Source organism: Yoonia sp., from assembly GCF_017854415.1.
In the GTDB taxonomy this organism is placed as follows: domain Bacteria; phylum Pseudomonadota; class Alphaproteobacteria; order Rhodobacterales; family Rhodobacteraceae; genus Yoonia.
The window spans coordinates 1-6072 of sequence record NZ_JAFMHR010000158.1 but is presented as its reverse complement, the minus strand read 5'-3'; the positions used below and the strand labels follow the sequence as shown (position 1 = coordinate 6072).

At 53.1% G+C, this 6072-nt stretch carries 8 protein-coding genes; 3 read left to right on the top strand and 5 right to left on the bottom strand.

Annotated elements, in window-relative coordinates:
• Together QZ197_RS14195 and QZ197_RS14190 are read right to left on the bottom strand one after the other, a co-directional pair.
• Window positions 1-839, bottom strand: an 839-nt coding sequence (locus QZ197_RS14195) for a hypothetical protein (protein ID WP_296432787.1), incomplete at its 3' end; no start/stop codon positions are given.
• Window positions 840-1064: 225 nt separating this feature from the next.
• Window positions 1065-2063 carry a polyprenyl synthetase family protein gene (locus QZ197_RS14190; RefSeq protein ID WP_296432786.1) on the bottom strand — a complete coding sequence of 333 codons (999 nt, stop codon included), beginning with the start codon at window positions 2061-2063 and terminating at the stop codon, window positions 1065-1067.
• Between the two features lie 55 nt (window positions 2064-2118).
• Between QZ197_RS14190 and QZ197_RS14185 the strand changes: the two genes are divergently transcribed.
• The 3 genes from QZ197_RS14185 to QZ197_RS14175 all read left to right on the top strand — a co-directional run bounded on the left by QZ197_RS14185 (window position 2119) and on the right by QZ197_RS14175 (window position 3369).
• Complete coding sequence (locus QZ197_RS14185) at window positions 2119-2337, top strand: DUF2007 domain-containing protein (protein ID WP_296432785.1); 219 nt, start codon at window positions 2119-2121, stop codon at window positions 2335-2337.
• On the top strand, window positions 2318-3085 hold the full coding sequence (locus QZ197_RS14180; RefSeq protein WP_296432784.1) for a methyltransferase: 768 nt from the start codon (window positions 2318-2320) through the stop codon (window positions 3083-3085). The genes QZ197_RS14185 and QZ197_RS14180 overlap by 20 nt, the downstream gene beginning before the upstream one ends.
• A 116-nt stretch (window positions 3086-3201) precedes the next feature.
• Window positions 3202-3369: a DUF465 domain-containing protein gene (locus tag QZ197_RS14175; protein ID WP_296432783.1), complete on the top strand. Its 168-nt coding sequence runs from the start codon at window positions 3202-3204 to the stop codon at window positions 3367-3369.
• A gap of 34 nt (window positions 3370-3403) precedes the next feature.
• Here the strand turns inward: QZ197_RS14175 and QZ197_RS14170 are convergent, their stop codons facing one another.
• From QZ197_RS14170 to QZ197_RS14160, 3 genes are all read right to left on the bottom strand, one after another.
• A complete protein-coding gene (locus QZ197_RS14170; protein ID WP_296432781.1) occupies window positions 3404-4345 on the bottom strand; it encodes a transcriptional regulator GcvA in 942 nt (313 codons plus the stop codon).
• A gap of 304 nt (window positions 4346-4649) precedes the next feature.
• Window positions 4650-5375: an acetoacetyl-CoA reductase gene (phbB, locus tag QZ197_RS14165; RefSeq protein ID WP_296432779.1), complete on the bottom strand. Its 726-nt coding sequence runs from the start codon at window positions 5373-5375 to the stop codon at window positions 4650-4652.
• Between the two features lie 80 nt (window positions 5376-5455).
• Window positions 5456-6072: acetyl-CoA C-acyltransferase (locus QZ197_RS14160; protein ID WP_296432777.1), on the bottom strand; the 617-nt coding region annotated here is incomplete at its 5' end.

The following is a 6072-nucleotide window of genomic DNA, read 5'->3' as shown; positions in this document are numbered from 1 at the left end:
CTGGCAAATATGCCGTATGAGCTGCCCGGCAAGTACAAAAGAAGGGATATGGCGGCGCCCACTGCTAAACAGAAAAGAATAGACAAAATGCCTCTGTAGTTTTTCGTTTGGGAAAAACAAAAAACGATAGAAATACTTATAAGAAATGCAAGCACACCCCCTCTTGACCCACTCCAAAACAACGTAGTTGAGGCTATTATGGCCAGTATTAGAAAGATTGTGCGAACTCTGCTCCCGTTGGGTAGAGTTGATACATAAGCAGCCAACAAGGAAAGAAAGATCGTAGAGGCCCAGCCAACGGCGCGGGGGTTTTCATAGCCATAGAGGATGCTATTAGCACCAAAACTTTCTGACAACTGCGCGAAACCATTGGTGTCAATGTTCACGAGCAGTAAAGGCAGCGCCACAAAAGCTGCTGAAAAGACAAAGAAGTAGAAAACTACTTTTGCGTCAAGAAATTTATCCCTTGCAGAAACATAAAATAGTATCCCAACAAGAACAGCACCCAGTAGAGATACCAGTCCAAAAATCGGATATAAAAGGTCGCTAGCTAAGTATATTGTGCTCAGAAAAGCGTAGAGAAAGAACGCGAACGTAGACCTAAAGAACAGTTTTTCATTACGCGACTTTAAAAGAGTTACCGCCACTGCAAGAAAAAGTATCGACGCCAGAACGAAGAAATATGCAGACATCGTGACTGTCCAACTTGCACCCCGACTTTCGACAGACATAAAATCGTAGAGTGGAGAAAAGAGCATGTTGATCGGGATGAATGCCAGAACAAATAAACACAGCGCCTTTAGTAATCTTTGTGGGTCAAAGCTTGTGGCGGTCTTCATGAGGCAGTCCTAAAAAGTTGGTAACCGCCTATTTCAGGCCGCAGTTTAAAGTTGCGCAATTCCGCCTTTGAACTCAACCCCCTACATGCCCTCGGGCACAGCAATCATCTGGCTGGGATCCGTTCATCTGGGATGGCACTACTTTGTCGACGGGCTGATTGCGCTGCTTGTGCTCGCGGTCATTTGGTACGCAGCGGGCCGGTATTTTGGCCTATACCAAAAGGTCTAGCTGATCCTTGCGACAACGTAATCCGCTAGATCAACCAGCATCTGCTTGAGCGCATGATCAGGCACCGCGTCCAAAGCTGTTTTAGCCTTTTTTGCCCAAGCCAATGCGTCTTGTCGCGTGCTTTCCATCGTCTGATGCTTCGCCAAAAGTGCAATCGCGTGCTCTAGATCACCGTTTTCTTGGCGGCCCTTCTTGATCGTCCGCACCCAGAACGCGTGCTCGTCCGCGTCGGCCGCGGCAACAGCACGAATGACTGGCAGTGTCAGCTTGCGCTCACGAAAATCATCGCCGACATTCTTGCCAATGGCCTTTGTGCCGCCGTAGTCCAGCAAGTCATCCACGATCTGGAACGAAATTCCCAGAGCATCGCCATAGTCGAAAAGCGCTTGTTTTGTAGCAGCATCTTGGCCGGCAATCTCTCCTCCGACTTCCATCGCGGCAGAGAATAGCGCAGCTGTTTTGCCGCGCACAACTTGCAAATAAATCGCCTCGGTTGTCGCCAAGTCGCTGGCAGCGGTCAATTGCAGCACTTCGCCTTCGGCAATTGTGGCCGAAGCGTTGGCCAGAATATCCAGAACGCGCAGCGATCCGGTTTCAACCATCAACTGAAAGGACCGCGCAAACAGGTAGTCACCCACCAAAACGCTGGACGTATTGTCCCAAAGCAGGTTCGCCGTCGGGCGCCCCCGCCGCTGACTGCTTTCATCGACAACATCATCATGCAGCAAAGTGGCGGTGTGAATAAACTCGACCGTGGCGGCCAGATGGACGTGGTATGGACCGTCATAGCCACACATCCGAGCCGCCGCCAAAGTCAGCATTGGGCGCAGGCGCTTGCCGCCTGCTTCAACCAGATGTGCTGTGACTTCAGGAATGCGCGGTGCATGCTCCGAGGCCATGCGTTCGCGGATTAACGTATTCACTGCCGCCAAATCGTCGGCCAAAGCAGCGGCTAATTGTTCGTGTGGTTTGGTGGCAGCGACATCAAGGCTCATTAACAGTTCCGTCAAGTGAATAGACAACGGCCATGCCGCGCCTTAGGTCTTAATTATGAAAGAGCTTCTGCGTACAAATGACCCTACGGTCCTTGCCTTTGCAACCGCCCTGTTGGACAGCGAGGGTATAGACTGGTTCGCCTTCGACGTAAATATGAGCGTCCTCGAAGGTAGCATAGGTATAATGCCGCGGCGCCTGATGGTTTTAGACCGCGATTTATTCATGGCAGAGGCCGTAATGCGCGACGGTGAGATTGACCTTGGACGCTTCTGACGACCTGACGTGTGACGATTTTCTGGGTGGCAAGCTACGCATCTGGCAGCCCCGTGTCGGTTATCGGGCGGGCGTCGATCCAGTCGTCTTGGCGGCATCGGTCCCTGCTAAACCCGGCGATGCGATATTGGAATTAGGATGTGGTGTTGGTGTTGCGTCGCTTTGCATCGCGGCACGGGTGCCTGATGTAGCGCTAACTGGTGTCGAAGTTCAGGCAAGCTATGCGGCGCTCGCGCAGCGCAATGCGACAGAAAGCGCGATTGCCTTCGACGTAATCACAGCCGACTTGCGCGACCTGCCCGCCGAGTTGCGCCAAAAACGATTTGCGCATGTCATCATGAACCCCCCCTATTTTGATCGGAGCGAGGGCACGTCCGCTTCGGATGCAGGGCGCGATATGGCTTTTGGCGGCGATACCCCCTTGTCCGATTGGATCACCATCGGTGCAAAACGTGTCGGACCGCGCGGCTATTTGACGCTCATTCAACGGATGGAGCGTTTGCCAGAAGTTCTATCCGCCCTTGAGGGGCGTCTTGGTGCGATTGTTGTCAGGCCCATCGCAGGACGCGCCGCGCGTGCGCCTGAACTTTTTGTGCTGCAAGCGCGCCAAGAAGGCCGCGCCGCATTTCGATTGGCGCCGTCACTCGTGATGCATGTTGGCGATTCTCATCAGGGTGATCGCGAAAGTTATACCACCGAAGTACGGCAGGCATTACGGAACGGCGAAGAATTGCCCATTTTGCGTTAAGATATTCGTAAATGTTCTGCGCGACGATCTGTCTATGTCGAATTGCTGCCTTGCAGCGTGACAGATCGCATCTGATGTGGTGCAATCAACTATCATCAACCTACAGGAGGAATATAATGAGCATGAATTCACACCTTGAGGCCCTGAAGAAGAAGCACGAGACCTTATCCGAACACGTCGAAGTTCTGCAGCGTAGCCCTGCGTCAGACGACATCGAAGTTGCAAAATTGAAAAAGCAAAAATTGATGCTAAAGGAAGAAATTAGCCGTTTAAGCGCACATTAACGGAACGGCACTGGCAGCGCATATTGTCGCGCTGTCAGGCCAAATCGCGGGCATCAACAAGACGCCGCCCTTCCACGAACCGCGTTGACGTCTTGATTTCATCGATCACCCACGCCTCGAAGGCTGCGATATGGGGACGTTTTTCGTTCCCTTTCGGGCAAATAAAGCGAAACTGCGCTTCGGATATTAAGCCAAGCTCAAATGGCGCGACCAGATGACCAGCCTCTAACGCGCGGGTCGCTAGCGAAACCCGCCCCAATACAACCCCCGCCCCCGCCATCGCAGCATCAAGCGCGTGATCGGCTTGCGAAAATCGTGGGCCATGGTCCGTGTCAATCGCGATGCCTTGGGCTCTTACCCATGCCGACCAATCAGTCGGAGCTTTGAAAAAGTTGACTGAATCGTCATGTATCAAAGTCGCGTGAGCTAGTTTTTCGGGTGTCGTGATGTCTTTTGCCATTTCTGGCGTCATCATCGGGGTCATCCATTCTTTGATCAGCGGGCGGGAATAGACGCCTTTGTCATGGCCCAGCCCAAACCGAATGGCGACATCCACCTCGTCCCGGTCGAAATCGATCAGGCGTAGTGTCGCCAAGAACCGGAGCTCGATCTCGTTGTGAGCTTTGGCAAATTCATACATGCGCGGAGCCAGCCATTTAGAGGTAAAGGCTGGGCCTGCTGTCACCGTGAGCACCCCACTATTGTTCAATCTTTTTGCAGATCGCCATGCCGAGGACAGCGTCTCAAAGGCGTCCCTTGCGCCTGGTGCAAGGCAGCGTCCCGCCTCGGTCAACTCTACCGCGCGGTTGAGACGGCGAAAGACAGGTTGCCCCAAATCTGCCTCTAATGCTTTGATTTGGTAAGATAATGCGGCTGGTGTGACGTTTAATTCTGCCGCAGCGCGCGCAAATGACATATGACGTGCTGCGGCTTCGAAAGCACGCAATGCGGTAAGTGGGGGCAATCTATCTGACATAGTTCAGTTTAATACAGCTTAACTGAAGCAATAGAAAGTCTCGTTTGTCGGCAGACCTGGAAAGACCCATATTAGGGACATCAAGACAAACAAAAATGACAAGTAAGGAACGACACAATGTACGAGACAACAACAAGCCCCCGTATCCGTGAAGGTATTGAGCGCGCGCACCACGAGCGTGCAGAAGCACTGCGCAATGCAATCCGCTGGTTCACGCGCCGTCGCTAAGGCATGGCGCCAACCCGCATAAAAAAAAAGGCCGCGCTGTCACAGCGCGGCCTTTTGTTTTTCGAATTGGTCTGGCTTAGACCATATACTGACCGCCATTCGCAGACAGCGTGGAGCCGGTAACAAAACCTGCATCATCGGACGCAAGGAACACGACCGCGCGGGCAATTTCCGATGCTTCGCCCAGACGACCAACAGGGATCTGTGGCAAGATGACTTCGTTCATTACTTTTTCAGGAATTGTGCTCATCATCTCTGTGTTGATGTAGCCGGGCGCTACGATGTTCACAGTGATGCCAGCGCGTGCACCTTCTTGGGCCAGCGACTTGGTAAAGCCGATGTCGCCCGCTTTGGTCGCAGCATAGTTTGCTTGTGCAAACTGACCCTTTTGCCCGTTGATCGAGCTGATAGTGACGATGCGGCCGAACTTGCGTTCACGCATGCCGCCCCAAACATTGTGAGTCATGTTGAACACGCCGTTCAAGTTGGTGTCGATGCATTCATGCCACTGCTGCGGTGTCATCTTATGGAACGGCGCATCACGCGTAATACCCGCGTTGTTAACCAAGATATCGACCGGGCCAAGGTCCGCTTCGATTTGCGCGATACCGGCCTGACATGCCTCGTAGTTGCCAACGTCCCACTTGTACGTCTTGATGCCTGTTTCAGCTGTGAAAGCTGCGGCTTTTTCATCGTTGCCGGCGTAAGTAGCGGCAACATTGCAACCTGCGTCTTTAAGAGCTTTAGAAATAGCCGCGCCAATTCCGCGCGATCCGCCTGTTACAAGTGCAACACGTGACATGAGTTTCTCCTCCAGAGAATTTAATTACGTAATCTTATTATCGTTGCGCCCCGCAGGGCGCAACATTGTTTCGCGATAAATTATGGGCGCTCAACACACATTGCAACACCCATGCCGCCACCGATGCAAAGAGTCGCGAGGCCTTTCTTAGCGCCCCGGCGCTTCATCTCGAAGAGCAAAGTGTTCAGCACGCGACAACCGGACGCACCGATTGGGTGACCAATCGCAATGGCGCCACCGTTGACGTTCACAATCGAAGGGTCCCAGCCCATGTCTTTGTTCACCGCACAGGCCTGTGCCGCGAACGCCTCGTTGGCTTCAACAAGGTCAAGATCGTCGACTGTCCAACCGGCTTTCGCCAGCGCCTTGCGCGATGCGTAAATCGGGCCAACACCCATGACAGACGGATCCAAGCCGGCTGTCGCATAGGACACGATGCGGGCCAATGGTTCGATCCCGCGCTTTTCGGCTTCGTCGGCCGACATCAGCAATGTCGCCGCTGCACCGTCGTTCAAACCAGATGCGTTTGCCGCAGTAACAGAACCGTCTTTCGTGAAAGCGGGGCGCAGTTTCTGCATCGCTTCCATCGTGGCGCCGTGACGAATGTATTCGTCTTTGTCGACGATAATATCGCCCTTGCGTGTTTTCACGGTGAAAGCTGCGATTTCATCATCAAAGCGGCCTGCTTTTTGGGCTG

What these genes read in the sequence shown, in the direction of transcription:
- QZ197_RS14190 (WP_296432786.1), bottom strand. Translation starts at nt 2,063, where the DNA reads ATGAGCCTTGATGTCGCTGCCACCAAACCACACGAACAATTAGCCGCT.
- QZ197_RS14185 (WP_296432785.1), top strand. Translation starts at nt 2,119, where the DNA reads ATGAAAGAGCTTCTGCGTACAAATGACCCTACGGTCCTTGCCTTTGCA.
- QZ197_RS14175 (WP_296432783.1), top strand. Translation starts at nt 3,202, where the DNA reads ATGAGCATGAATTCACACCTTGAGGCCCTGAAGAAGAAGCACGAGACC.
- QZ197_RS14170 (WP_296432781.1), bottom strand. Translation starts at nt 4,345, where the DNA reads ATGTCAGATAGATTGCCCCCACTTACCGCATTGCGTGCTTTCGAAGCC.
- phbB (WP_296432779.1), bottom strand. Translation starts at nt 5,375, where the DNA reads ATGTCACGTGTTGCACTTGTAACAGGCGGATCGCGCGGAATTGGCGCG.